The organism is Thioclava sp. L04-15 (assembly GCF_002020275.1).
Lineage (GTDB): Bacteria > Pseudomonadota > Alphaproteobacteria > Rhodobacterales > Rhodobacteraceae > Thioclava > Thioclava marina.
Window position 1 is genome coordinate 26,553 of record NZ_MPZW01000010.1, and the last position, 25,798, is coordinate 52,350.

The 25,798-nt window shown below is 60.7% G+C and carries 17 protein-coding genes; 15 read left to right on the top strand and 2 right to left on the bottom strand.

Annotation, left to right across the window (positions count from 1 at the left end; translation table 11 throughout):
• Positions 1-35: 35 nt before the first annotated feature.
• Together BMI90_RS16565 and BMI90_RS16570 are read left to right on the top strand one after the other, a co-directional pair.
• Complete coding sequence (locus BMI90_RS16565) at positions 36-437, top strand: MbcA/ParS/Xre antitoxin family protein (RefSeq protein WP_035714338.1); 402 nt, start codon at positions 36-38, stop codon at positions 435-437.
• Entirely contained in the window at positions 434-1,135 is a 702-nt protein-coding gene (locus BMI90_RS16570) for an RES family NAD+ phosphorylase (RefSeq protein WP_078530613.1), read from the top strand. The genes BMI90_RS16565 and BMI90_RS16570 overlap by 4 nt, the downstream gene beginning before the upstream one ends.
• Before the next feature lie 612 nt (positions 1,136-1,747).
• Here the strand turns inward: BMI90_RS16570 and BMI90_RS16575 are convergent.
• Complete coding sequence (locus BMI90_RS16575; RefSeq protein WP_078530614.1) at positions 1,748-2,044, bottom strand: hypothetical protein; 297 nt, start codon at positions 2,042-2,044, stop codon at positions 1,748-1,750.
• Between the two features lie 175 nt (positions 2,045-2,219).
• Here BMI90_RS16575 and BMI90_RS16580 point away from each other — a divergent pair, with 175 nt between their 5' ends.
• The 13 genes from BMI90_RS16580 (at position 2,220) to BMI90_RS16640 (ending at position 24,614) form a co-directional block, all read left to right on the top strand.
• Positions 2,220-6,581: a strawberry notch family protein gene (locus BMI90_RS16580; RefSeq protein WP_078530615.1), complete on the top strand. Its 4,362-nt coding sequence runs from the start codon at positions 2,220-2,222 to the stop codon at positions 6,579-6,581.
• Between the two features lie 3 nt (positions 6,582-6,584).
• The gene (locus tag BMI90_RS16585) at positions 6,585-7,616 is read left to right on the top strand and encodes a toprim domain-containing protein (protein ID WP_078530616.1); all 1,032 of its coding nucleotides are present in this window, start codon (positions 6,585-6,587) and stop codon (positions 7,614-7,616) included.
• 366 nt (positions 7,617-7,982) lie between these two features.
• Positions 7,983-8,915 carry a DUF2493 domain-containing protein gene (locus BMI90_RS16590; protein WP_078530617.1) on the top strand — a complete coding sequence of 311 codons (933 nt, stop codon included), beginning with the start codon at positions 7,983-7,985 and terminating at the stop codon, positions 8,913-8,915.
• 85 nt (positions 8,916-9,000) lie between these two features.
• Positions 9,001-9,261, top strand: a complete 261-nt coding sequence (locus tag BMI90_RS16595) for a WGR domain-containing protein (protein WP_078530618.1) — start codon at positions 9,001-9,003, stop codon at positions 9,259-9,261.
• Between the two features lie 164 nt (positions 9,262-9,425).
• Entirely contained in the window at positions 9,426-10,313 is an 888-nt protein-coding gene (locus BMI90_RS16600; protein ID WP_078530619.1) for a WYL domain-containing protein, read from the top strand.
• Positions 10,310-10,768, top strand: coding sequence for a BREX-3 system P-loop-containing protein BrxF (brxF, locus tag BMI90_RS16605; protein WP_078530620.1), 459 nt, complete (start codon positions 10,310-10,312; stop codon positions 10,766-10,768). Before BMI90_RS16600 ends, brxF begins: the two co-directional genes overlap by 4 nt.
• A 12-nt stretch (positions 10,769-10,780) precedes the next feature.
• Complete coding sequence (locus BMI90_RS16610; protein WP_210401976.1) at positions 10,781-14,512, top strand: DUF6079 family protein; 3,732 nt, start codon at positions 10,781-10,783, stop codon at positions 14,510-14,512.
• A gap of 9 nt (positions 14,513-14,521) precedes the next feature.
• On the top strand, positions 14,522-15,700 hold the full coding sequence (locus BMI90_RS16615; protein WP_078530621.1) for an AAA family ATPase: 1,179 nt from the start codon (positions 14,522-14,524) through the stop codon (positions 15,698-15,700).
• Entirely contained in the window at positions 15,694-16,329 is a 636-nt protein-coding gene (locus BMI90_RS16620) for a DUF4276 family protein (protein ID WP_078530622.1), read from the top strand. The genes BMI90_RS16615 and BMI90_RS16620 overlap by 7 nt, the downstream gene beginning before the upstream one ends.
• A complete protein-coding gene (locus tag BMI90_RS16625) occupies positions 16,326-19,088 on the top strand; it encodes a DNA methyltransferase (RefSeq protein WP_078530623.1) in 2,763 nt (920 codons plus the stop codon). Before BMI90_RS16620 ends, BMI90_RS16625 begins: the two co-directional genes overlap by 4 nt.
• Positions 19,089-19,091: 3 nt before the next feature.
• Entirely contained in the window at positions 19,092-21,905 is a 2,814-nt protein-coding gene (locus tag BMI90_RS16630) for a helicase-related protein (protein WP_078530624.1), read from the top strand.
• Positions 21,902-23,905, top strand: a complete 2,004-nt coding sequence (pglZ, locus tag BMI90_RS16635) for a BREX-3 system phosphatase PglZ (RefSeq protein WP_078530625.1) — start codon at positions 21,902-21,904, stop codon at positions 23,903-23,905. Before BMI90_RS16630 ends, pglZ begins: the two co-directional genes overlap by 4 nt.
• Positions 23,895-24,614, top strand: a complete 720-nt coding sequence (locus BMI90_RS16640; RefSeq protein WP_078530626.1) for a hypothetical protein — start codon at positions 23,895-23,897, stop codon at positions 24,612-24,614. The genes pglZ and BMI90_RS16640 overlap by 11 nt, the downstream gene beginning before the upstream one ends.
• 12 nt (positions 24,615-24,626) lie before the next feature.
• On the opposite strand, the gene BMI90_RS16645 is transcribed toward BMI90_RS16640, so the two are convergent.
• Entirely contained in the window at positions 24,627-25,793 is a 1,167-nt protein-coding gene (locus BMI90_RS16645; RefSeq protein ID WP_078530627.1) for a Fic family protein, read from the bottom strand.
• Positions 25,794-25,798 lie beyond the last annotated feature (5 nt).

Consider the following 25,798-nt stretch of genomic DNA (forward strand, 5'->3'; position numbering starts at 1 on the left):
TTTACAAAGAGGTCATATGATCTATATTCAGGCCAATGGAGGACGCCATGTACGTTGCTGAGAAAATCCGGGAACCCGCACAGATCAACGCCGTCGCGTTGAAGGCCTATGCGCGCGTGGCCGATGCTTGGGGTCTCAGCCTCAAGGAAGCGGCTGGCCTTGCGGATATGTCAGAGAGCACCTGGAAGCGCGCCAAGAAGCCGGATTTCGCGGGGGAACTGACCAAGGATCAGCTTCTGCGGCTCAGTGCGGTGATCGGCATTTACAAGTCGCTCGAACTCTACTTCTCCGAGCCGCTCGCGCGAAGCTGGTTCACCCGTCCGAACACCGGCCCGCTGTTCGGGGGCAGCCGTCCGGTTGACACCGCCATCGACGGGGGCTTGCCGCAGATCCTCGCGGTGCGGACCTATCTTGATGCGTTGCGTGGTGGGGCATGAAGCAGACCGAGGTTTCTGATCGCGGTTTCGTTCGTCTTCTGCCCGCCACCTACCACAAGCCACCGTCCTTGCGGGGTCTCGTAGATACCGATGACGAGATGGAGATCCTGGCCGAAATCGAGGGTCTGACCAGCGGCCGTCTTCTGGCGGAACGTGGCCGCAACCCGCATCTGGACCCGCGCGAGCTTGCCTGGCAGCGCCGCAGCCGCGATCTGCGCATCTACGGCGACAGTCATGTCAACGCCGCCTTCACCTATACCCGCGCCGGCGGAAATCGCTTCAACACAGAGGAGCGCGGCGCGTGGTATTGCGCATGGGAGGTGATGGTGTCCGTCAGCGAAGTGGCCTGGCACCGCACGCGCGAACTAGGCTTTACCGGCAGCTTCCATGACAGCGCTCGCTATGTGGAATTGCTGGCGGATTTCATCGGCGTCTTCGACGACATGACCGACGAGCTGGGCCATCCGGCTCTGCATCCCGATCCGGCTATCGGATATCCCGAGGGCCAAAGCCTCGCCCAGCATCTCCGTCGGGGTGGATCGCGTGGCCTCATTTACCCGTCGGTCCGGGCGCCTGCTCTTGGCGGGAATTGCCTCGTCTGCTTCGAGCCTCACGCGATCCAGAACGTCCGGCCGGGCGCGTCTTGGGATCTTGTGTGGGATGGGACACCGCACTACTCGATTACGGCAGTCGGCTGACGAGTATCGGCGCATGCGTTTTGGAGGGGCCGAAGAAATGGAATCGGCAAATGGCAACAGCGCTGACGTGACGATCTTGCAGCCATGTGACCATCCGGCGTTATTCGAGGCTTTGGACTGTCCGCCGTCACCTACGGACGCACTACAAGCAGCACATCGCCGGACGAAAGAGAGGTCATTCCGGGGAAACACATGGCTTCCAACGATGGACTGAGTCTGCCGGTCTTATGGGCTTCCCATGGACGCGCTGAAGACGACGACGTCTCTGCCCCAAGAGACCTCTATAGATTGCTTTGATGAATGCGATGTTCCAGCGTTATGGACGCTCCAATGCCAACATTTCCAAAGAACTGAGGGACTAGCCCAAGTGGAGGAAAGTCTGAAGACGCTGGGTTAAGCGACGGCCACGACTTGCGGTGGTTGCCGAAGATCGCAGCGGTGTATCTCCCGGCGTGCCGCCGGGAGCAGACCTTGGCCCTTCGGACAGGAGTTTGACCGAGGCTGATGTCCCGAAGGGCTAATCTGCCAACCTATGGGTTGGCAACTACGCTCGGTTTGCCAAGCCACGGTATGGCAGAAGCTCCGGAAGGCCGGAGCCAGCCGGTGCCGTGCTCACTTGTTCCCGTCGATCCACTTCGACATCAACCCCTTGTCGCGGAAGCATTCGTCCGGAACGGCGCGGCGCTTGATGCGGGCGAGATTCTCCGCGAAGGCCACCTGCTTCGAGGTCGGCAACCGGTCCATGTCGGATACAGGCTTCAGCTGGGCCTGCGCCTCAATCCAGGCGCTCAGGGACCGGCGGTCCTGCTGAACTTCCCAGGGCAGGAGGGTCTGGTTACGCAGGGCGAGGGAACGCGCGTAGGCAATTTTCTTGGGCGTTGCGGGCAAGTCGTATGTGGTGCTGTCCATCGGGAAACTCCCTTGCTGGCTTGGCCCCAAGATAGAACATAACAGGAACAAAATCAAGCCAACCGTCCGGGCGCGTCGGCTCGAGAGGAAGAGGGGGGTCGGGGAAGATCAGGCCTGAGGGTGCCCGAGAGAGGGTGTCCGGGCCTGAACCTGTCCCTTATTCCGGAGTTTCCCGATGACCTATCTCGCGCCCGTTGCGCCTCCCGTTTCTGTTCCGTCCACTGAACCCGCGCCCGCGATCCTCGCCGTCGCCGAAGCGCTGCAGCCCGATCTGGCGCAAGGGTTCCAGATCGACGCGCTGCGCCTGCGGCTCGAGATGGAGCGCGCCTTTGGCGGCTCCGATGCCGATGGCGCTTGGGACTGGAAGCTCGCCTATGAGGCGGGCGAGGTGGCGCTCGTCCTCTTCCTGCGGAAGTTCGGCCGCGCGTTGCTGGCCCGGGCGGGCTCGCCCGCAACACTCTTGCCCATCCTCACCAAGGTGGCAGGTCTCTTGCCGACGCATACCCGGCGCTCGGAGGAAATGGAGCGCTTCCAGCAATTCTCGACGCCGCTGCCCATGGGACTGGCTGCAATGGCGGCAGCGCAGATCACGCCCCGTGACCTCGTCCTCGAGCCTTCCGCCGGGACCGGGCTTCTCGCGATCCTCGCCGAGATCGCCGGCGGCAGCCTCGCGCTGAACGAGTTGGCAGACACCCGCGCCGACCTTCTGCGCCTCCTCTTTCCGGTGCGTGCCGTCACCACCTTCGATGCCGCGCAGATCGACGATCATCTCGACGCGGGTCTGCGGCCGAGCGTCATCCTGATGAACCCTCCGTTTTCGGCTGTGGCCAATCTCGATGTCCGCAGCACCGATGCGACGGCGCGGCATCTGCGCTCGGCGCTTGCGCGCCTTGTGCCCGGTGGTCGGCTCGTGGCCATCACCGGTGCCGGTTTCGCGCCGGATGCCCCCGCCTGGTCCGAGACCTTCGGCCGCCTGACCGAGACGGCACATCTGGTCTTCACCGGTGCTGTGTCGGGCGCGGCCTTCGCCAAGCATGGCACCAGCTTCGAGACGCGGATTTCGGTCTTCGACAAATGCCGCGGCGGCGAGCGGGGTGGCATCATCGCTGATCTCAGCCAGCCCATGGCTGCCGATGTGGCGCAGCTCCTCGCACGGATCGTGGCCGAGGTCCCTCCGCGCCTCGAACTGGGTGCGGGCGATGTAGCTCGATCCCGCTCGACGTCCCCCTTTCCGGGAATTCCTGCCCGAGCGTTTGGCATAATGGCTGGCAAACCGCGTACAACGCCGTCGATCAACTTCGCAGCGAATGTCTCTGCGCCAGATGCCGAGGACCTCGCCTACACCCTGCGCGAGACGGCGGACGACCTCGGCGCTGCGCGTCTGTCCGATGCGATCTACGAGACCTTCCGCCTGCAGGCGATCGACATCCCCGGCGCGGCCCCGCATCCGACCAAGCTGGTGCAGTCGGCGGCCATGGCCTCAGTTGCCCCCCCAAAACCCTCCTACCGCCCGAAACTCCCCGTGGCCGTCCTGCGCGACGGCCTACTATCCGACGCTCAGCTCGAGACAGTGATCTACGCGGGCGAAGCCCATGGCGCGCATCTCGCCGGATCGTGGACCGTCGATGAAACCGGCGACATGGTCTCGGCCGCGCCCGCCGATGCCGCTGATGCCGTCCGTTTCCGCCGCGGCTTCTTCCTCGGCGACGGCACTGGTGCGGGTAAGGGCCGCCAGTCGGCCGGGATTGTGCTCGAGAACTGGGCGCAAGGCCGTCGCAAGGCGCTCTGGATATCGAAGAGCGACAAGCTTCTCGAGGACGCGCAGCGCGACTGGTCAGCGCTCGGCCAGGAGCGCCTGCTCGTCACGCCGCTCTCGCGCTTCGCCCAAGGCCGCGACATCCCCCTAAACGAAGGCATCCTCTTCACCACTTATGCCACGCTGCGCTCTGAAGAGCGCGGTGCCAAGAAATCCCGCGTCGACCAAATCATTGACTGGCTAGGTACCGACTTCGACGGGGTGATCCTGTTTGACGAAAGCCATGCCATGGCCAATGCCGCCGGATCGAAGGGCGAACGTGGCGATATGGAAGCCTCGCAGCAGGGCAGGGCGGGCCTGCGCCTGCAACACAAGCTGCCCAACGCCCGCGTGGTCTATGTCTCGGCGACAGGGGCCACGACGGTGCACAACCTCGCCTATGCGCAACGCCTCGGACTCTGGGGCGGCGAAGACTTCCCCTTCGCGACGCGGGCAGAATTCGTGCAAGCCATCGAGGCGGGCGGCGTCGCCGCGATGGAGGTTCTGGCCCGCGACCTGCGGTCCTTGGGCCTCTATACCGCCCGGTCGCTCTCCTACGATGGCGTCGAATACGAGATGCTGGAACATGCGCTGACGCTTGAGCAGCGCGGCATCTACGATGCCTATGCTGGGGCCTTCGCCATCATCCACAACAACCTCGCCGCCGCGATGGAGGCCGCCAATATCACGGGCGACAGCGGCACGCTGAACCGCCAAGCCAAGTCCGCCGCGCGCTCGGCCTTCGAGTCTGCCAAGCAGCGCTTCTTCGGCCATCTGCTCACCTCGATGAAAACCCCTACCCTGATCGCCGCCATCGAGGCCGATCTTGCGGCAGGCCATGCGTCCGTCATCCAGATCGTCTCGACCGGCGAGGCTCTGATGGAGCGCCGCCTGTCGGAGATCCCGACCGACGAGTGGAACGACATCCGCTGTGACATCACTCCCAGGGAATATGTCCTGGACTACCTCGCCCATTCCTTCCCGGTGCAGCTCTACGAGCCCTTCACCGACAGCGAGGGCAACCTGTCCTCGCGCCCCGTGGTGCGCGACGGCCAGCCGGTAGAATGCCGCGAGGCGGCCCGCAGGCGTGATGCGCTGATCGAGAAGCTGGCCTCGCTGCCGCCCGTGCCAGGTGCGCTCGACCAGATCGTCCAGCGATTCGGCACCGATCTCGTGGCCGAGGTCACGGGCCGCTCGCGCCGCATCGTGCGCAAGGGCGAGGGCGCTGCCGCGCGGCTTGTGGTGGAATCTCGGGCTGGCTCGGCCAACCTGTCCGAGACCGCCGCCTTCATGGATGACCAGAAGCACATCCTGATCTTCTCGGACGCCGGCGGCACGGGGCGCAGCTATCACGCCGATCTTGGGGGCAAGAACCAGCGCCTGCGGGTCCATTACCTGCTGGAACCCGGCTGGAAGGCCGATGCCGCGATCCAGGGTCTTGGCCGGACGAACCGCACAAACCAGGCACAGCCACCGCTGTTTCGGCCCGTCGCCACGGATGTGAAAGCGGAGAAGCGGTTCCTCTCCACCATCGCCCGCCGCCTTGACACGCTCGGGGCCATCACCCGCGGTCAGCGTCAGACCGGCGGGCAGGGGCTGTTCCGGCCCGAGGACAACCTCGAGAGCCCCTATGCTCGTGACGCCCTGCGTCAGCTTTATCGCCGGATCTATCGCGGCGATGTCGCGGGATGCTCGCTCGGAGCCTTCGAGGATGCCACCGGTCTCAGCCTGACCGATGACAACGGTCTGAAGGACGACCTGCCGCCGATCACGACCTTCCTCAATCGCCTGCTCGCGCTGACGATCGACATGCAGGCCGTGCTCTTCGCGGCCTTCGAGGAATTGCTCGACCAGCGCATTGAGGGCGCCATCGCCGCCGGGGTCTATGACCTCGGGCTCGAGACGCTGCGCGCCGAGAGCTTCCGCGTCACTGATGCGCGGGTGATCTACACCCATCCCGGCTCCGGCGCGGAAACCCAGCTGCTCACCATTGCGGAAAAACGGCGCAACACGCCGACCTCGCTGGTGGATGCGCTTGACTGGCTCGATGACCCAAAAGCGCGCCTTCTCGTCAACAGCCGCTCCGGCCGGGCGGCGGTGCAGGTGTCTGCTACCAGCTTGATGCTGGATGATGGCACCATCGAGCCCCGCCTCCGTCTGATCCGCCCGACAGAGGCCAGCACGGTCCCAGCTCGGATGATGGAGGACACCCATTGGCTCGAGGCTGACTGCGCGGCCTTCACCGCCGCCTGGACGGCGGAGCTGGCCGATGTGCCGGAGTTCTCGGAATCCACGCTGCACATCGTGGCGGGGCTGCTTCTGCCGATCTGGAAACAGCTCCCCCAGGACGAAACCCGCGTCTACCGGCTGCAGACCGATGACGGGCGGCGGATCATCGGCCGCCGCGTCTCACCCGCCTGGGTCGCGACCACGTTGGCCGCCGATGCGCCGCAACTCACGGCGGCGCAGGTCCATGCTCTCGTGCTGGAGGGAAAGACCGTGGTGCGGCTGGCCGAAGGGATGGAGTTGCACCGGTCCCGCGTCATGGGGGTGAACCGGATCGAGCTTTCCGGCTTCACGGAAGCGGCCAAGGACCGCCTCAAGGCCGATGGCTTCTTCTCGGAGATCATCAGCTGGAAGCTGCGCCTCTTCTGTCCGATCGATCCTGCCGGCATCGCCGTGCTGGATCGTCTGCTTGCACGTTGTCCTGTGACGGGACTACATGCACGCGGAGGTTGTTGAGCCATGTATTCCGAGACTGAAGATGTGATCCGCGCTCTTGCGGAGAACGCAGAGAGCGTGTGTCGCGCTTACCTTCCCGCCGGACGGCGGGAAGGATCCTACTGGATCGTGGGCGATTTGCAGAACAATCCCGGCCGGTCGCTCTTCGTGCGGCTGACCGGGCCTGCGACAGGGCCCGGTGCGGCCGGCAAGTTTACCGACGGAGCCACGGGCGAGCATGGCGATCTTCTCGACATCATCCGCGAGAGGACCGGGATCTCTCGCTTTCCCGATCTTCTCACTGAGGCCCGGGCGCATCTGGGCCGTCCGCAGCCGGTCCTCCCGGATGCGCCGGTGCCAAAGAAGGCGAAGGCACCCGGTAGCACACCAGCAGCGGCGGCGCGGCTCTTCGCAGCCTCGGTGCCGGTCGCAGGCACGCTTGCCGACACCTACCTCCGCTCCCGGGGCCTGACCCAGGGCGGAGTGATGAGTGCCCTGCGCTTCCACCCGAAATGCTGGCATCGGGATGAGGGCCAGACCCGGAGCCTCCCCAGACCGGCGCTGATCGCCGCGGTCACCGATGGGGCAGGGGCCTTGCAGGGTGTGCATCGCACCTGGCTCGCGCCTGACGGACAGGGAAAAGCGCGGGTCGAGACGCAGAGGCGTGCCATGGGTCACCTCCTCGGCAATGCCGTCAGGCTGACCCCGCATGATGACATCCTCGTGGTCGGCGAGGGCATCGAGACCATGCTGTCCCTTGTCGAGGCCATGCCCGGCCTTCCCGTCTGGGCGGCGCTCTCGTCCGGTCACCTCGGGGCGGTCCTGCTGCCGGAGGGGCTGCAGCGCCTCTACATCGCCATCGACCGCGATCCGGCGGGGCGAGGCGCGGCAGAGAGGTTGAGCGCCAGAGCAACCGAGGTCGGGATTGCCGTTCGGGTGCTGGAACCGCGGCTCGGGGATTTCAACGATGATCTCCGGGCGACCGGCAAGGACGCGCTGCGCCAGCATCTGGCAGTGCAGATCGGACCTGAGGATCAGCAGCGCCTGTTGGGCTGAGCAGCGTCGCGCAGGGGCGGGCAAGAGACAGCGGGGCAGGGGTCACATCCCTGTCGTGGCTCTGGACTGTCGCTTTGCCTATTCCCGGGCAACCTCATCCACCCGTCACCCACACGGCCTTCAAGAGATGGGCAGGCGGCCGTCAAAGGTGCCGCCCCTTCAAGGACGGGGGGCAACTGATTTCCGCCGCGAGGGACGAGCCCTCGCTTTGCATCGCGAAAGGCAAATCAGCCGCCCCCCGTCCTCCTCCACATGCGTTCCGGCCCCGAAAGGGGGTGAAGGGGCGTCCCCTCCCACGGCTATCGCAGCCCATGAAGGCCGCGCGGGATGACGCGCGGACGAGACAGGCCCGGAGGCAAGAAACCGATGACGATCCACACCCACGACGACGCGTATGAACCCGCCCACACCGCATCCCAGACCGCCCATGCGCTCGACGAGCTCCAGCTCTACGGCTACCGCCCCTTTGACGAGCCCGATCCGCGCCCGATGCCCGATGGGCAGCGCCTCGCGGTCGCCGTCGCCGACATCTTCGATGCCCTCGTCGCGACCCTGGAAGACACCCGCATGGAACCCGACCTCGAAGAGGTGCTCTGGGGCCAGGTCAACCTCTTCCACCGCGCCACGGCCCGGATCGAGCGGTCGCTCGACGAGAACGAACAGGCGCAGCGCCGCCTCCAGCGCGAGCAGGACGGCTCCGAGGTGAAATCCACCGAGCTTGAGCGCCTGACGGCCGAAGGCCTGACGCTCATCGAACGGCGCAATTGCATGGACTTGATGCGCGATCACGCCGCGACCGAGTTCGTCCATCACACGGGCTCCACCTGGCGCCCCCGCACCGGCTCGATGGCGAACCGCCAGCACATGACCGCCGCGCTGATCGACAGCCGCGACTTCCTGGCCGCGAAGCGCCGCGCGGAGGCCGAGGTGATGCTGCCCGCAGGCCCCAAGGTCGCCCTTACCGGCGGGACCGACTTCAACGACCACCGCCTGATCTGGGGCAAGCTCGACCAGGTCCGGACCAAGTACCCCGACATGGTCCTCCTGCACGGTGGTAGCCCCAAGGGCGCAGAACTCATCGCCGCCAAATGGGCCGAGTCCCGCGGCGTGACACAGGTGGCCTTCAAGCCCGACTGGACCAAGCACGCCAAGGCTGCACCCTTCAAGCGCAACGACGCCATGCTGGACGTCCTGCCGGTGGGCGTCCTCGTCTTCCCGGGCAATGGCATCCAGGAAAACCTCGCTGACAAGGCCAAGAAGCTCGGTATCCCGGTCATGAAGTTCGAGAAGGGGGCGTGAGCCCCCTGTTCCCCTCGCGGGGAAATCGAGATGGAAGCGCAGATTTCCACCTGATATTGTCTAGGGATCTTCACCGGATCACTACATGTACCATAGTCCGATCCAGCTTGATGTCTTCCCGACCGACGTGCAGATGCGCCGGATCGATCCGGCGCGCAACATGCGTCGTTTCTATCGGCTGAGCGTGCAACGCGACCTCTTCGGTCGCGCGAGCCTCGTGCGCGAGTGGGGTCGGATTGGCTTCCGTGGCCAGATGATGGTCGAGACCCACCCTGATGAAGGCAAGGCCATCACCGCTTTGATGAAGCTTGCAGCGGTGAAGAAGCGGCGCGGGTACGTCGACTGACGCTGAAACCAGACGAGCGCGCCACGAAGCACTGACGGTTCTTTATCGTCATGTGTTTGCCCGATTTGCATTGAAAAACCGAAGCCTAAGCCCTAGGGTCAGCAGAAGCCCAGTTATTGGGCGCGCATAGTTTTAATGCGCACGGGTATGCTTGGAGGGAGGTCGTGTCCAACGACAAGTCGGATCTACGCTGGGGAGTCGAGCAACGTCTCGAGTTCATAGAGTTCCGCCTGTTCTGGGAGGGGCACGTGAACCGCATTGATCTGATGGATCAATTCGGGGTTTCGGTGAACCAGGCCTCTATGGATCTGAACCGATATATCGGCTTCGCACCAGACAACATGGTCTACGACAAAAGCGCCCGTACCTACGTTCGCGGGCCAGGGTTCAAGCCCCAGTTTCTAGAGCCTGACGCAAGCAGGTATCTGGCCCAGCTGCGGTCTGTCGCTGACGGTATCCTCGACAGAGAGGACTCCTGGATAGCCGACTTGCCGCCCTACGCAGCCTCGCCCACGCCCGTGCGGGGCGTCGACCCTGTCACGCTCCGGTCAGTGGTCGGGGCTATCCGTCGTTCGGAGGCGATCGAGGTCAAGTATCAGTCCTTGTCGAACCCCGAGCCACGTTGGCGCTGGATCGCGCCCCATGCCATCGCGTTTGATGGCTTCCGTTGGCACGCACGCGCCTATTGTCTCTCCGACGAAGTCTTCAAGGATTTCCTTCTCTCTCGGATGATCGAAATTCGCGGTTCCACTGAGACCGCGGTGGTGCCTGCGGAAGACGCAGAGTGGAATAATGACGTGGTCCTCGAGATAGGCCCACATCCTGATCTTTCCCCGACGCAGGCAAAGGTCATCGCGCTCGACTACGGCATGGATGGGGAAAAGGCGGCGATCAAGGTCAGGCGGGCCCTTCTCTATTACGCATTGCGACGGCTTGGACTGGATACCGATCCCGGGGCACGAGCGCCCCAGGATCAGCAGATCGTGCTTCTGAATGCCGCCCAGATTTCTTCCAGTGCGCGTCCGCCCAGTGCCAGCGGGAGGAGCGTGTGATCGAGGAGCTCGAACGAAAAATCGCTGATACAGCGCTTTTGAACAGCAAGCTGATACTGCTGATCGGTCCACCGCGCAGTGGGAAGACCACCCTCCTTGGCCAGCTATCAGGTCGCATGAAGGTGCCTGTTCTGAACGTCGGCCTAGCTCTTGGGCGGGACTTGCTGGGTCTTCCACGGACGCGCCGACACCTGCAGGTATCAGAGCTTTTCAAAGGCTTGGCGGATACGGCAGCCGGTCATGGTCTGCTCTTGGTCGACAACATTGAGCTTCTGTTTGACAGAACACTCCGGATGAGCCCGCTAGATGTCTTGAAGGCCCAGGCGCGCGTCCGGCCAGTGGTTGCGCCTTGGCCCGGCGAGCTCCGTGAGAACCGCCTGTCCTACGCCGTCTCAGGCCATCCAGAACATCAGGATCACAGCCCCGACGGCACGATCCTATTTGAAGTACGTTGAGAGGAAACGGGTATGCCCATGCGTTATGGCGATCTCATTCAGTTCGAGCAGATCGAGTCGGTCATTCAGCTTCTCGATGCCAACCGGCCCGAAGAAGCCAAGAAGCTGGTCTCGACTTACGTCATTTCCGACGACATGGCCGAACGCATCGCGAACCAGATGATCCCACAGCTTTCGTTTGACGAGAGCGTGGATCACAAAGGGGTTCTGGTCGTCGGCAACTACGGGACTGGTAAGTCTCACCTGATGTCCGTGCTGTCGCTCGTGGCAGAAGATGCGGCTTATCTGCCTATGATCCGGCATCCGAAGGTGGCCGCAGCAGCCACCGCGATTGCGGGCAAATTCAAGGTCCACCGGATCGAGGTATCCAGCCAGATGTCTCTCCGGGACATCATCACCCAACAGCTCGAACTGTTCCTCGAGAAGCACGGGGTGACGTACGCGTTTCCGCCAGCTGACAAGGTCGTCAACAACAAAGCCTCTTTTGAGGAGATGATGGCCGCGTTCTCAGAGGTGCATCCGGACCAAGGCGTTCTTCTCGTGGTCGATGAGTTCCTCGAATACCTGAGGTCTCGCCGTGACCATGATCTCGTGCTCGACCTGTCGTTCCTGCGTGAGATTGGCGAGGTCACGAAGCATCTCCGCTTCCGTTTCGTCGCGGGCGTTCAGGAAGCGATCTTCGACAGTGGCCGCTTTCAGCATGTCTCGGACAGCCTTCGGCGCGTGAAGGACCGGTTTACACAGGTGCTGCTCGCTCGTCAGGACGTCAGCTTCGTTGTCGCCGAGCGACTCCTCAAGAAGACTGCAGACCAGCAAGACAAGATCCGAGCTTATCTGACACCCTTCGCCAAGTTCTACGGGTCCATGAACGAGCGCATGGACGAATATGTTCGGCTTTTCCCGGTGCACCCGGATTACATCGGGACATTCGAGCGGCTCGTCTTCACGGAGAAGCGCGGCGCCTTGGTCACGTTGCGGGACCAGATCCAGGCCGTTCTGAAGGACGAGGTGCCTCAGGATCGTCCGGGGCTTATCGGCTACGACAAGTTTTGGGAAACCGTCGTTTCCAATGGTGTGCTGAAGGCCGATCCGAATATCGGTCCGGTCCTGAAGGTGTCCGAGGTGCTGTCGGAGCGTGTTCGCAAAGCGTTTACGCGGCCCCAATACAGACCGATGGCGCTGAGGATAATTGATGGTCTCGCTGTCCACCGTCTGACGACGGGTGGGGACATCTATGTCCCAGTCGGCCCCACGGCAGAGGAATTGCGCGATACGCTTTGCCTCTACCAGCCTGGTATTGAAGACATGGGCGGCGATCCTGAGGCCGATCTGCTTTCGATTGTCCAAACTGTGTTGAGAGAGACAATCCGGACCGTCAACGGGCAGTTCATCTCCAAGGCCGCGGACACCGAACAGTACTTCCTCGACCTCAAGAAGGACGTGGATTACGACGCGCAGGTCGAGAAACGTGCCGACGTGCTGTCGAATGATGCACTTGATCGTGCCTATTACAGTGCCATCAGGCAGCTTATGGAGCGGACGGACGAGACGTCCTACGTGACGGGGCACCAGATCTGGCAGTACCAGATCGAGTGGCAGGATCGCCGCGTTGAGCGCAATGGCTACCTGTTCTTCGGTGCCCCCAACGACCGGCCAACGGCGCAGCCGGAGCGGGATTTCTACATCTACTTCATCCAGCCGTTTGAGCCGCCGCGCTTCCGCGAAGATCAAAAAGCCGATGAGGTGTTCTTCCGGCTGAAGAACCCTGATGACGCCTTCCGGCGCCATTTGTCCTTCTACGCAGCGGCACAGGACCTGGCTTCAACTGCCAGCGGTGGTGCGAAGTCGGTCTATCTCGACAAGGCCAAGGATGCTCTGCGCGACATGAGCAAATGGCTGCAAGAAAAGCAGATGTCGGCCTTCGAGGTGACTTATCAGGGGAAGTCCAAGGCGCTGCAGGAGTGGACCAAAGGCGTCTCGCTGCGCGAAAAGGCACGCCTTGGCCCGGAAGAGCGGATCAACTTCCGTGACGTGGTGAATGCGATTTCCGGCCTCGCGCTCAACAACCAGTTCGGGGAGGTTGCACCAGAGTATCCAAGGTTCTCGGCTCTTGTGACCGAGTCCAACCGAAAGCAGCTGATCGGCAACGCGCTTCGTGTGTTGGCCGGGGGCAACCGAACCAAGGATGCAGTCATCATCCTTGATGGGCTCGAGATGCTCGACGGCGATCGGATCGATCCGACGCAGTCGCGTTATGCCTTGGAGGTCCTGAACCGGTTGAAGGCCAAGGGCCATGGCCAGGTTCTGAACCGCAGCGAGCTGATCAGCGGTGATGCCGAGGTTGAGTGCTTTGCGCCCATCAAGTTCCGCCTCGAGCCGGACCTGCTCGCGGTCATTCTCGGCGGGTTAGTATACTCGGGCGACATCGTCCTTGCCGTCACGGGTGATAAGATCGACTCGAGCAAGATCACAGCACTCGCCGAGCGTCCGCTCGAGGAACTGAAGCAGTTCAAGCATGTCGAGGCGCCCAAGGAAATCAACGTCGCGGTCTTGCGGTCCTTGTTCGAGGTCCTAGGGCTTGCTCCTGGTCTGGCGCAACAAGCGACCCAAGGTTCCGACGAGCCAGTGATTAAGCTTCAGGAGGAAGTCGGAAAGCTCACCAAGCGCGTTCTCTCGTCGTCGCATGATATGTCGGGCCGGCTGAGCTTCTGGGGTCAGGCACTGCTGCGGGAAGATGAGATCCGCGATTGGCGTTCCAAGCTCGATGGGCTCAAAGCCTTCTCGGAAAGCCTCGCCCCCTACAACACTGTGGGCAAGCTTAAGAACCTGCGTATCGGTTCGGACGATATCGCCGCTCAGAGCAAGAACCTCGAGGTGTTGAAAGCAGTCGAGGCCATGCTGGAACTGATCGCTGACCTCGGCACCGTCGCGGCCTATCTCTCCCAAGCCGAAATGGTCCTGATGCCGGACCATCCTTGGGTGAAACAGGCTCAGGATGTGCGCAAGCAACTCCTCGAGAAGCTGGCCAGCGATCGAATGGCCCAACACGCCGGCGAGCACCGTCAGACCCTGGCCAAGCTCAAGAAGGACTACGTTGTCGCCTACATCGCGCAGCACAGCCGGGCTCGTCTTGGTGTGGCTGAGGACAAGACCAAGGCGTCTTTGCGGAAGGATCCGCGCCTTGCGTCGATGCGTACGCTGATGAACGTGTCCCTGATGCCTACCAGCCAGCTCACCGGCTACGAGGACAAGCTCGAGAAGTTGAAAAGCTGCGCGTCGCTGCTGGAGTCGGAACTGACCGCCAGCCCGATGTGCCCGCATTGCAGCTTCAAGCCCGCCAACGAGCAGGGCGACATGCTACCTGCGGCCAATGTTCTGAAGCAACTCGATGATGAGCTGGATCGCTTGATCGATGGCTGGCGGCAGACGCTTCTCGACAACCTCGAAGACCCGACGATCCAGGAGAACCTCGATCTGCTGAAACCCGCAGCGCGCAGCTTGGTCGAGGCGTTCGTCTCGACGAAGTCTCTCCCCGATCCGGTGACAGGCGACTTTGCCTCCGCCATCCAGGATGCGCTCTCCGGGCTGGAGAAAGTCAATGTCGGCAGCGACGACATCAAGGCCGCGCTGCTGCAAGGCGGATCCCCTGCAACCCCCGAGGATCTGCGCAAGCGGTTCGAGGCCTTCCTGAATGACCGATGCAAAGGCAAGGACACCACCAAGCTGCGCTTTGTGGTTGAATAGGAGAAAGAAATGCTACTCAAAACCTTGCAACTGAAGAACTTTCTCAGCTTTGGCGAGAATAGCCCAGCTATTGAACTTCGGTCCCTAAATGTCGTTATCGGCCCAAACGGATCAGGAAAATCAAACTTAATCGAAGCAATCGACCTCATTCGATCAGCACCGAGCACGTCTGAAAAATCAAATCTCTTGGCTGCTATTCGTGATGGTGGTGGTGTTCGTGATTGGCTCTGGAAAGGATCGAAAAAGGTCCCTCACGCCGTGATTGACGCCATCTTTGAAAATCCGAAAGGGCCGACAGGGCTGCGCTATGTATTGAGCTTCACGGAGGTTGGGCAACGTTTTGAGATCAGCGACGAGCGAATAGAAAATGAGGCTCCAGACACGGGTTATGAAAAGCCATATTTTTATTACCATATGAAAAATGGTCAGGGTATCCTCAATGTCAAAGGCACACAACGACAGCTGCAACGCGAAGAAATCGATCCAACAGCATCGATTCTTTCCCAGCGCAAGGACCCTGACCAGTACCCAGAGCTGACGTACTTGGGTTCCGCTTTTGCGCGCATGCGATTGTATCGCGAATGGAGCTTTGGGAGAAATACCACGCCGCGGCTGCCGCAAAAAGCAGATCTTCCCAATGTACATCTTGAGCCCGATGCCAGCAACCTTGGGCTCGTGCTGAACCGTCTAAGGCGCGAACCTTTGGTAAAAAAGCGCCTGCTTGAAGCTCTGCGCGTCTTGTACGAAGGCATCGACGACTTTGACGTTCAAATTGAGGGGGGTACAGTTCAAGTATTCTTCCACGAGGGCTCCTATACAATCCCTGCGACACGCCTTTCGGACGGTACTCTGCGGTATCTTTGTTTGCTTTCCATTCTCTTGCATCCGAACCCGCCTCCGCTCGTTTGCATAGAGGAGCCGGAGCTGGGTTTACACCCAGATGTGATCCCGACAATCGCTGAGCTCCTGAAGGCGGCATCAGAACACTGCCAATTAATCATTACGACGCATTCTGACGTACTAGTTGATGCACTCACCGATCAGCCTGAGGCAGTAATAATTGCTAGCCGCTGCCCGACAGGAACGGTTCTGGAGCGACTGAGCGCTGAGCGTCTGAAACCCTGGCTTGAAAAATATCGTCTTGGCCAGCTTTGGACGCGCGGTGAAATCGGGGGCAACAGATGGTAAAGCTATATGTTGAGGGTGGCGGTGACAGCAAAGTACTGCAAAGTGAATGCAGGCGAGGTTTCCGAGAGTTTCTTGAGAAGGCCGGTCTATCTGGGAAGATGCCAAGCATCTCTGCATGCGGGGGCCGACGCAGTGCGTATGAGGACTATTGCACTGCGATCAAGAACGGTGAGGCCGCCGTCCTGCTCGTCGACAGTGAAGCGCCTGTTATTGAAGCTCATCAGAGTGGTGCGGACAATAAAGATTGGCTTCCTTGGGCTCATCTAAAGAGCCGTCCTGGTGATGGCTGGGAGAATCCGAAAGGCGGCGCGGATACTGACTGTCATTTGATGGTTGAAGTGATGGAAAGTTGGTTCATGGCTGACAGAGAAGTCCTCAAGGATTTCTTCAACCAGGGATTTCGAGAAAATCAACTGCCAGCCAAAACAAGGCCAATCGAGAGCTTAACTAAGAGCGCTGTCTACGACGTGCTTCAGAAGGCAACCGCGGACTGCAAGACGAAAGCACCCTATGGAAAAGGTGACCACTCGTTCAAACTTCTTGCAAAGCTCGACCCTCAAAAGGTCATCGCAGCTTCGCCTTGGGCCAAGCGATTTGTTGACCAACTCAAACTGAAGATGGGCGCATGACTGATCTTATCCATAATCTTCCGAAATCTGGCGGATCAATCGAATGCCTTGGCATGACCTTCCCGAGCGAGGATGCACGGCGCGACCACTTCCTCAAGCTTCTGGCTGAGAAGCTGAAGGATCCTGCGTTCCGGGCTCAGGAGGGGTTTCCCAAGGGAACAGATGAGGCGATCCTCGCGATGTCGGATCCGCCTTACTACACCGCTTGTCCGAACCCTTGGCTGACAGAGTTCGTGACGCATTATGGGCGGCCCTACGATCCGGCCGAGAAGTATGCGCGCGAGCCGATGGCGATCGACGTGTCCGAGGGGAAGACGGACCCGATCTACAAGGCTCATTCCTACCATACCAAGGTTCCGCATCTGGCCATCGTCCCGTCGATCCTGCACTACACTGAGCCAGGAGATATCGTGCTGGACGGCTTCGCTGGTTCCGGGATGACCGGCGTGGCGGCGCAGTGGTGCGGCACAGCGCCCGCCGCCTATCGACACAAGCTGGAAATGGAGTGGAAGAAGGCTGGCACCCCCGCGCCAAAATGGGGGGCGCGGCGCGTGGTGCTGAACGATCTGTCGCCAGCAGCGACGTTCATCGGGGCCAACTACAACCTTCCCTTCGACGTTGATGCCTTTGCCAAGGCAGGCAAGCAACTCCTGCGCGACGTCGAGCGTGAGATCGGTTGGATGTATGAAACACTGCATTCCGACGGTAAGACGAAGGGCAGGATTGAGTTCACCGTCTGGACGCAGTTGTATTCGTGCCCCGAATGCGCTGGTGAGGTAAACTTCACTGATGAGGCGCTGGACGAAGATACAAAGCGGGTTCGTGAAGATTTTCCGTGCCCGCATTGCGGAGCGGAACTAACAAAAAAACGTCTCGAAAAGCTCTACGTTTCTGCAATTGATCCAAAAACGGGAAAAGCCGTCAACACCCCCAAAAGAGCGCCGTCTTTCATAACGTACAGCATCGGAAAATCGAAGTACGAGAAGAAACCGGATGCAAGCGATTTGGCGATAATCGCCAGAATTTCGGAGATGTCACTTCCCGACGACATGCCTACGATTGAAATTCCGCCCATGCATATGACGCATGAACGGGCAAGAATGGATCAAGTGGGAGTTACGCATCTTCACCATTTCTTCTTGCCACGAGCTGCCCAAGCAATGGGTGCTCTTTGGGCAAAGGCAAAAGCACAGCTTGATCCTCAATGCCGTCGATTGATGCTGTTTATGGTAGAGCAGTCAATTTGGACTGCCTCTCTACTGAATCGTTATCGTCCAACTGGCTTTTCTCAGGTCAACCAGTACATGACTGGTGTGTACTATGTTGCTTCTCAGCATGCGGAGCCGAGTCCTTGGTACATTCTCGAAGGAAAGTTGAATAGACTAGCATCGACGTTTACGACATTTCGGACATTCCGAGGCTTCAGCGCGATTACAACAGGAACTGCGGCCACTTTGCCTCTTCCATCGTCGAGCATCGACTATGTCTTCACGGATCCGCCATTTGGCGAAAACATATACTATGCAGACCTCAACTTCTTGGTTGAGTCTTGGCATGGCATAATCACGGACTCCGTCCCAGAGGCGATCATTGATCGCTTCAAGAAGAAGGCGCTGCCCGAATACCAAGGACTAATGCAGCGCTGTTTCACCGAGTACTATCGCGTATTGAAACCCGGCCGATGGATGACCGTGGTCTTCTCAAACAGCAAGGCATCGGTCTGGAATGCGATTCAAGTTGCGCTGCAACAAGCCGGTTTTGTGGTGGCCGAGGTCACCGCATTGGATAAGGTCCAGGGCAGCTACCGGCAGGTGACGTCCACGACCGCGGTGAAGCAGGATCTTGTGATCTCAGCCTACAAGCCCAACGGCGGCCTGGAGCAGCGGCTGGCTGAGCGCGGCGCGGCGCCCGAGTCTGCATGGGATTTCGTGCAGACACACCTTCGCCAGCTCTCGGTCTCGAAGTCGAAGAATGGCGTTCTGGAATTTATCCTCGAGCGAGATCCGCGCCGGATCTATGACCGAATGGTCGCCTGGTTCGTGCGCCACGATGTTCCTGTGCCGCTGTCGACTGAGGAGTTCCTCGATGGGTTGCGGAACCGCTTCCCCGAGCGCGATGGCATGGTGTTCTTGCCTGACCAGATCCCCGAATATGATCGCAAGCGCGCCTTGTCGGCCCAGCCTCCGCAGATGGAGATGTTCGTTGCGGATGAGCGTAGCGCGATTGATTGGCTGACCGACTTTTTGCGTAAGCGGCCGTCAACCTATCCGGAGGTCCACCCCGAGTTCACGACCCAGCTCGGCGCGGGCTGGAAGAAGCACGAGACGCGACCCGAACTGTCGGCGCTGCTGGAGGACAACTTCCTGCGCTATGATGGGTCGACCGACGTGCCGAGCCAGATCCACACTTACCTGTCGTCGAACTTCCACGACCTGCGCAACCTCGAAAAGTCCGACCCGAGGCTGAAGGCCAAGGCCAAGGACCGCTGGTTCGTGCCCGACCCGAACAAGGCGCAGGACTTGGAGAAAAAGCGCGAAAAGGCGCTGTTGAAGGAGTTCGAGGAGTATCGCAACACTCCCGGCCGCAAGCTCAAGGAGTTCCGTCTGGAGGTCTTGCGTGCTGGCTTCAAGGCCGCTTGGGCGAACAAGGACTACCAGACCATCGTCTCCATCGCCAACAAGGTGCCCGAGGACGCCCTGCAGGAAGATGAAAAGCTGCTCTTCTGGTACGACAGCGCCCTGACGCGGACAGGGGGCTGATCGGTGGCGGATGGCGGTGTCAGCTTCGGCGTGGGTGAATGGTGCTGGCATGCGCGGCACGCTGCACCCTGCCGCGTCGTGGACCGCGAGACGGTCTGGGGCGAAACCGCCTATCGCGTCTGGCTGCCCGGCAAGGATGCCGTCGTCCGCGCACGGGCGCGCGATTTAGGCCCGCTCGACGCTGTCCAGTCATCCGTCGACCAGATCCTGCATACGGCAGCCTCGGCAAAGCTGCTGGACGCGCTGGAGGACAACCTGCTGCTCGCGCCGATCCAGTCCAGCGTGGTGCCGCTGCCGCATCAGCTCTATGCGCTCAACCGCGCCATGAGCCGCGACAGGATCCGCTATCTGCTCGCGGATGAAGTCGGCCTCGGCAAGACGATTGAGGCCGGTCTGATCCTGCGCGAACTGAAACTGCGCGGCATGGCGCGCAGGATCCTGGTTGTCGCGCCCAAGGGGCTGGTTCGACAGTGGCAGGCCGAGATGCGCCTACATTTCGGGGAGCAGTTCACTTTCGTCGAACCAGCAGAACTGTCGGCGTTCAGACAGTGGCGGAACGATGAGGAAAACCTCTGGCGCGTGCATGACCAGGTGATCTGTTCGCTGGATTCTGTGAAGCCCATGGAAGGCCGACGCGGATGGAGCGTCGAGCAGCTTCAGACCTATAATCGGGAACGGTTCGAGGACCTGATCTCCGCGTCATGGGATCTGGTTATCATCGACGAAGCCCACCGGATGGGCGGCAGCACCGATCAGGTTGCCCGGTACAAGCTGGGCGCAGCCTTGGCCGAAGCTGCGCCGTATCTGCTCCTTCTGTCTGCGACGCCCCATCAAGGCAAAACCGACCAGTTTCACCGCCTGATGCAGCTGCTTGATCGGGAAACGTTCCCGGACGTGTCGAGCATCGCCGCTGACCGGGTGCGCCCCTTTGTGGTCAGGACGGAGAAGCGGGCAGCTATCGATGCGGAGGGGAAACCCCTCTTCAAGCCACGGATGACCCGGCTGCAGCCCGTCGCCTGGCTGGATCGCCATTCGGCGCAACAGGGACTGTACGAAGCCGTCACAGAGTACGTTCGCCACGGCTACAATCAGGCGATGGCGGCGAAGCAGCGCCATATCGGCTTCCTGATGATCCTGATGCAGCGCCTGGTGACCTCGAGCACGGCGGCGATCCGGACGACGCTCGAAAAGCGATTGCTCGCGCTGGACGATGATCATGCACAGCTGAAGCTTTTCCCCGCCGAGCGTGCAGAGGACTGGCATGAGCTCTCGGGTGAGGATCAGATCGACCTAGCGGTTGCGTTTGAAGCGCTTGCTGACGAACGCAAGGATGTCGAAGCCCTGTTGTTCCTTGCGCGCGAGACCGAAGCACAGGGGACCGACGCCAAGGCGGAGGCCTTGCTCGAACTGATCTACAAGATCCAGCAGGAAGAGAACGATCCCGACCTCAAGGTCCTCGTGTTCACCGAGTTTGTGCCAACACAGGCAATGCTCGCCGATTTCTTGGAAAGCCGGGGCTTCTCGGTTGTGACCTTGAATGGCAGCATGGATCTCGAGGCACGGTCGCGGACCCAGAAATCGTTCTCGCAGGACGTCCGCATCCTGATTTCCACGGATGCAGGGGGCGAAGGCCTTAACCTGCAGTTCTGCCATGTGATCGTGAACTTCGACATGCCGTGGAACCCCATGCGGGTTGAGCAGCGGATCGGCCGTGTTGACCGGATCGGACAGCCGTTTGTCGTGCGCGCCATCAACTTCGTGCTCGAAGACACGGTGGAGTATCGTGTTCGCGAGGTTCTCGAGACGAAGCTGGCCGTCATCGCTGAAGAGTTCGGTGTCGACAAGGCGGCCGACGTCATGGACTCGGTCGAGGCAGAGCCGCTGTTCGACGAACTTTTCGTCAATGGCCTGCAGAACCCTGATGCAATCGAAGCCGACTGCGAGACGGTCGTGTCCCAACTGAGGACGGCCATTGTCGAGCACAACCAGAGCAGTCAGCTTCTATCCGGTAGACATGAGCTTGATGCGGCGGATGCTCGCAAATGGCGCGACCATCCTGCCCAGTTTTGGCTCGAGAGAGCCATCACGTCAGGGCTGCCAAGTCGTGGCGGCCAAGCCACCAGAGAAGCTGATGCATGGCGCGTCCGCTGGTCCGGTGACGGTGAGACAAGCTCGGTCTGTTTCGACGCCAGGACTGCAGAAGGGCGCCCCGACCTGGAGTGGCTCACACTCGAAGATCCCAGAGCTCGCGCCTTGATTGCAGATTTGCCTCGCTGTGTCGCGGGGCAGAACACGCCCTGTGTCCGCATCTCGGGGCTTCCTGAGACCGTCAGTGGTGTCTGGTCACTCTGGGAGATCAAGCTGTCGGCAGATGACTTTAGCCGCCGTCGCTTCCTTCCCGTCTTTATCAGCAACGAAGGTCGGGCGTTTCAGCCGACCGCGAAGCGAATTTGGGACCTGCTGCTCACCGAGCGCGTAGAAGCCATCGGCAGCACGACTTCTTCAATCAGCGCGGAGCTCTTTGGAACGTCGAAGAACGCAGCGGTCGTACAGGGCGAAAGGGTGTTCTCCGAACTGGTCGACGAACACATGACCCGGCTAAAGGAAGAGCGGGACCGTGCAAACTACGCATACGAGGCACGGCAACAGGCGATCGGTCGGGTCGGACTTGCGACGGTGCGCGACTATCGCAAGAAGCGGTTACAGGCAGAGCATGATGCGCGACTGGCACGCTTGGACGTTGCAGAAGCCTTCGTTCCTGATCTGCACTGCGTTATCGTCTTGCGCGTCGGCAAGCAGGCGGACGCCAGCAAATGACCCCCTGGACGGAACGGATACTTCAGGCCTTTCCCGAGGACCTCTCATCGTTCTGGATCGCAAGCGATCCCGACAACCTCCTGCTGGATGAGAACATCCTCCGGGTCTTGCGAGATCGTGGCTTTGAGGTGCTCCCGTTTGAGGACTCGATCGCATTTCGGGTTGAGTACGAAGAACGCTACCGTGATGCTTGGGATCGGGGTGCCGAAGGGGCCAGCAAGGCGCTCGTTCTGCAATTCCAAGGAGCGGACCTGAACTTTCTACCGTGGGACTATCTTCGGCATGCACGAAGGGTTGATCTGAGTCTTGCCGATCTGATGCCCAAGCTGAATGCCAGCGTCATCCGGCAGATCGATAGCACCGACATCGAAAGGCTCTTTGCCGCCCACAACAGTCATGCTTCTCAGGTTCTCGGCGAGAGTATGACGAAGGAATTCCTTCTGACGCATCTATTCGAGGTGAATCCTCACCTCATGCGAAAGCCGGAAACCTTCTGGCGCGAAGCATTTGGGTTGCTTTATCGCGGCATCGTGTTGCCCCCCGTCCTTGCTCAGTATGTCGCCAAGATCTTGACGGACACGGTCTTGGGGTCTTTGCCCGTCGAGGTTCTACTATCTTCGAAGAGCGCTATGGCCCGCACGGTACAAGCGGCATGGGGCCGTTTTCTGGAAGAGCGGGGTGTCGAGGTCGAGCATACAGATCTCGAGTCAGGGTCTCAAGCAACCACGGTTGTCGACATCCCATTTGATCATGCAGATATTCGCGTCATCGTTGATACCCTCTTCCTTGAAGGTGCGCTGCAGCCGGTAAATGCGCGAACCGTGCCGGCCACATTGCCTGATTGGATTAGATTGGGTGCTATTCAAAGCCCAAGCAGCCTGCGCGATCTGGTTGAAGGCGGAATTGGGTCGGTGGCTGCGAAGCTCCCCGCACCAGAGGCGACGCACCGGGACTGGACCGACGCCGCAAAGCGGTTGGCTGAGACCATCTATCGTTTCCATGAACTGCCGAGCGAAGATGCGGCTGCCCTTCGGCCCGCGATGCGTGCGCTGCAACTCGAGGCGGACACGCGACTGCGAGAATGGGTGCAGCAGCGGTTTCAAGATTTGCCATCTTTGCCTGTGGCAAAGGCGCCCGTCATGGTGCACCACATCCCGAGATACCTGTCGATGCGCCGGAACGCAGGCGAAGAAAAGATCGCTCTTCTGGTGTTTGACGGGATGGCACTTGATCAGTGGGTGCAAATTCGAGAGTACCTTAGCGCGCGCGCACCGGACCTGACGACTGAAGAGAGCGGTTGTTTTGCATGGCTTCCAAGCCTCACTTCCGTCTCCCGACAGGCGCTGTTCTCAGGGTTGAGACCTCGTGAGTTTCAGGCGTCGATCGAAACAACCGGTCAGGAGCCTTCCCTTTGGAACCGTTTCTGGATGGAAAATGGGCTGCGCGCTGCGGAAGTCTGTTATCGCAAGGCCATCAAGAGAACCGAACAATTGTCCGACCTTGAGGCCGCTATTTCCAGCCCATCGATCAAGGTTGCTGGTATCGTCGTCGACATGATCGACGAGCTGGTCCATGGCGCCATGCTTGGAAAACGTGGGCTGTCGGGCCAGATTCGGGAGTGGTGCGAAACCGGCTTCGTCGAGAAGCTGCTGAACCTTCTGATCAGCCGAGGGTTCCAAGTTTACGTGACTGCGGACCATGGGAACGTAGATGCGGATGGCATCGGTCGGCTCAATCAAGGCGTGATCAGTGAAGTGAAAGGGGAGCGGGTGCGGACGTACCGCAACGAGACGTTGGCAGGGTCTGTTCCGGCAGATATCGACGCTTTTGCCTTCGGAGGGCCTGGTCTACCGCCCGATTTTCTTCCGCTCTATGCGAGCGGGCGCGGGGCCTTCGTGCCCATCGGCCAACAGGTCGTCGCTCATGGAGGGATGTCGGTAGAGGAGCTGATTGTGCCCTTTGTGAAGATCGGGATTAGGAAAGAAGAAGATGCAGCCTAAAGCTCCTCAGATTGGTTTTGACCGGTTTATCCGCCTCGATTGGGCGGAAGCCGCGTTACGGGTACGATCGGGTGCTGCTGATATCGGCGAACTCGACCAAATCCTTACGGGGTCTCACGCTGGACTGGAGGCAAAGAAGAAGACGAGAACGGTATTGAACCGTCTCTGGCTCGAGCCGCGCGAAGAGCTCTCAGACTTGGCCGATAGGGGCGTCGACATTTTTCGCCAGGTAGCCGATCCGCAGGTCGCCGCTCTCACTTGGGGCATGGCGTTGGCAGTCTATCCCTTCTTCGCGAAGGTTGCCGAAATCGTGGGTCGGTTGACGTCCCTTCAAGGCGATTGCACCACGGCGGAAGTCCACAGGAGGATGGCCGAGATCTATGGCGAGCGAGAAGGCACTCGCCGAATGACAAATATGGTCCTTCAGTCGCAGGTTGACTGGTCGCTCCTTGGGAAGAGTGAAAATGGCAAGACGCTGACCCGGAAACCTCCAATGGCTCTGCAAAGCCCTGAGACAGTCCAATGGATGTCTGAAGCGCTGCTCATGCATGTAGGCCGCCCGCTTACTTTTGACGGGCTTTCCGGTCAGCCAACGATGTTTCCCTTCTCCTTCGGAGATAATCTTGGCTATATGCTCTCGTTATCCGAAGCATTTGATGTACGGGCGGACAGCGCAGGCACTCGCATCGTTGGTTTGAAGGCCCGTTAGTCTGACGCCTTTTCAGCCGTTTGGTGGGATTTCCTTGCCGACCTTACCGATCTGGGGGAACTTGCGGCGTTCAGGTTGGGAGAGTGCCAGCCAATACCGTGTATGCCGCCGCTCCCCAGTGCGGTTGAGCGCGCCGATCTCTACCAGATCCTGCAGATCTCGGGTTGTGGTGGCACGTGAGGTGCCGGTGATGGCGATGTAGTTCTCGGCGCTGAGACCACCTTTGAACCCGTCAGGCCCCTCGCGAAACATGCGCTCGATCGCCTTGGCTTGTCGTTCGTTCAGGCGATCACGGAATTGGTCGTAGAACTTTGCCTTGGCTATGAAGAAGGCGACCCGCGTCAGCGTCACCTGCTGCGCCTTCAGAACGATCTCGGCGAACCAGACCTGCCAGCCAGTGACGTCCAGCGTTTTCTGGTGGGTCTCGAGCTGGTCGTAATAGGCCTTCCGTTCCTGCTCGATCGTGTAGGCCAGCGCGATCAGGCTCGGCTGGCCGACGCTCTGAGCAAGGGACTTTTCGGCGAGGGCGCGGCCGAGGCGACCATTGCCATCCTCGAAGGGATGGATGCTTTCGAACCAAAGATGCCCAAGCGCAGCGCGAGCCAGTGCCGACAGGGGCGTTGTGCCGTCTGGCGCCGTTCGGTTGAACCAGTCGACGAACACGTCCATCTCACCTTGGACATGCGCCGAAGGCGGTGCTTCGAAATGCACCGTCGGTCGGTCGATCCTGCCGGAGACGATCTGCATCGCGTCGGCATGTCGCCGGTAGGCACCGATGGTCTCTAGGCTTCGGTCATGTGCCAGGAGCATCCGGTGCCAGCGGCTTAGGGTGTCGTGGGTCAGAGGTGCCGCGTAAGTCGAATAGACGTCGACCATCATCTCGGCGACGCCCTGCTCGCGCGGTTTGGATGGCGCGCCGTCGGCGGTCAATCCAAACTGCCGACGCAGGGAAGATTGAACGCTGGCCCTGTCCAGCACCTCGCCTTCGATGGCGCTGGTCCGTATCGCCTCTTCGCTCAAAAGGTCGATGCGCAATCGGTCGCGTTCGTCGCCGGTCACATGGCGGACGGCGCCGAGGATCTCGCCGGATGACAGCAGGAACCGCCGTTCGAGTGCCTCGACGGCGGCGTTGTCAAAGCGGAAGTTCGGCCAGTCGGGTTGTGTCCAGTTCCAGCGCATGAGCT